Origin of the sequence: Gilliamella sp. WF3-4, assembly GCF_001690275.1 — a bacterium.
In the GTDB taxonomy this organism is placed as follows: Bacteria; Pseudomonadota; Gammaproteobacteria; order Enterobacterales; family Orbaceae; genus Gilliamella; species Gilliamella apicola_C.
In genome coordinates, this window is sequence record NZ_LZGW01000047.1 from 1 (window position 1) to 1,463 (window position 1,463).

Annotated in this window: 3 protein-coding genes; all 3 read left to right on the forward strand. The window is 37.3% G+C overall.

All coding sequences use genetic code 11. From position 1 onward, the window contains the following. Positions 1–526, forward strand: a 526-nt coding sequence (locus tag A9G47_RS14330; RefSeq protein WP_218057467.1) for a DUF6708 domain-containing protein, incomplete at its 5' end; no start/stop codon positions are given. Positions 527–553: 27 nt separating this feature from the next. After that, positions 554–784 carry a hypothetical protein gene (locus A9G47_RS10780; protein ID WP_065642119.1) on the forward strand — a complete coding sequence of 77 codons (231 nt, stop codon included), beginning with the start codon at positions 554–556 and terminating at the stop codon, positions 782–784. A gap of 16 nt (positions 785–800) precedes the next feature. Continuing rightward, on the forward strand, positions 801–1,463 hold a 663-nt coding region (locus A9G47_RS10785; RefSeq protein WP_081303637.1), incomplete at its 3' end, for a DUF6708 domain-containing protein.

Here is a 1,463-nt window from a genome sequence, read left to right on the forward strand (position 1 = left end):
ATATGCTCTTCCAGAGCTCTACCAAAACGTTTTTTCTCGCCGTGGTAGCCCCATTATATTTAACCGTAAAACGGGTAAAGTCTATGTTAACGAAAGTTACTTTTTTAACTTTAAGTTTTTACGCCATCCTGCAGTATTTTTACAACCGAAAAAACGCCGAATAAAAGAGTATGATTGGGATGATTTGCATGGTGTTATTATCCATAATATGTCGCGTAATGCTTTAAGCTCGACTGTGTTAATGGTGTGCCAACCCGATACGCATCAAGTGATTGATCATATCATGCTAGATCCTGCCCGAGCAGGCGCTGGTAGTACATTTGTTTGGGGATGGATCAATAGTTTTATGTTTTTTTGTGATGTTGCCAATATTGATGATGGTGAATATAAGTCAGATCAAGAGGCGGGATTTAAAGCCCATAGGATTGACGGCCAAGGCTGGCCCGAATGGATGGTAGAAGCATTTAATGCCACATCATTAGAAGAGCTCGCCGAAATTAAACAACGGCACAATATAACGCAATAGCCCAAAAGCCGTTGCAGTTTGGCAAGCATGGGTAAAGCGGTATGGCAATCTAATTTTACCGATATTGAAAAAATTGAAGTGAAAAAAACTGATTCTAACCAGCCAGGTAGTGATCTAACGCTGATAACTTGGGTAGCGGGCACCTTTGCTTATGATCTAATAAATAACTATCAAATCAATATCTGCCCTAATGGACAAGATGATGGCGAAATTCCTCTCATCATTAACCGAATCAGCAACCAATTTCATGAAGAATAAATAAAAGGAGAATAAAATGCCATCAAAATACCGTCCACAAATTTTTGGTTGGTTTGGTGATCTGGATAAAGGTCCTTATAGTGTACCCCTGCATGATCGTCGCTTAAGTTATGCTAATAATAACTACTGTGCCTTTATTCGTCAAATTCCCTCAGATCTGATTTTTTATACCTGTCTCTATTTTGTTATTATTATTTTGGGAAGTATATTAACTGTTGGTTTTTTTATAATGATTTTTTGGTTCAATGATTCTGAAATTGGTGACAAACTAACAATAATAGGTGCAATTGGTTTTATTACCTGTTGTCTCACTATGTATTATGCTATTCCCGAATTCTATCAGAATTTATTTTCCCGTCGTGGTAGTCCTATTATATTTAACCGTAAAACAGATAAAGTCTATGTTAACGAAAGTGATTTTTTTAACTTTAAATTTTTACGCCATCCTGCAGTATTTTTACAACCGAAAAAACGCCGAATAAAAGAGTATGATTGGGATGATTTGCATGGTGTTATTATCCATAATATGTCGCGTAATGCTTTAAGCTCGACCGTGTTAATGGTGTGCCAACCCGGTACGCATCAAGTGATTGATCATATTATGCTAGATCCTGCCCGAGCAGGCGCTGGTAGTACATTTGTTTGGGGATGGATCAACAGTTTTATGGTGTATTATAAA

Coding starts and splice junctions, on each gene's coding strand:
- A9G47_RS10780 (WP_065642119.1), top strand. CDS start 554: ATGGGTAAAGCGGTATGGCAATCTAATTTTACCGATATTGAAAAAATT.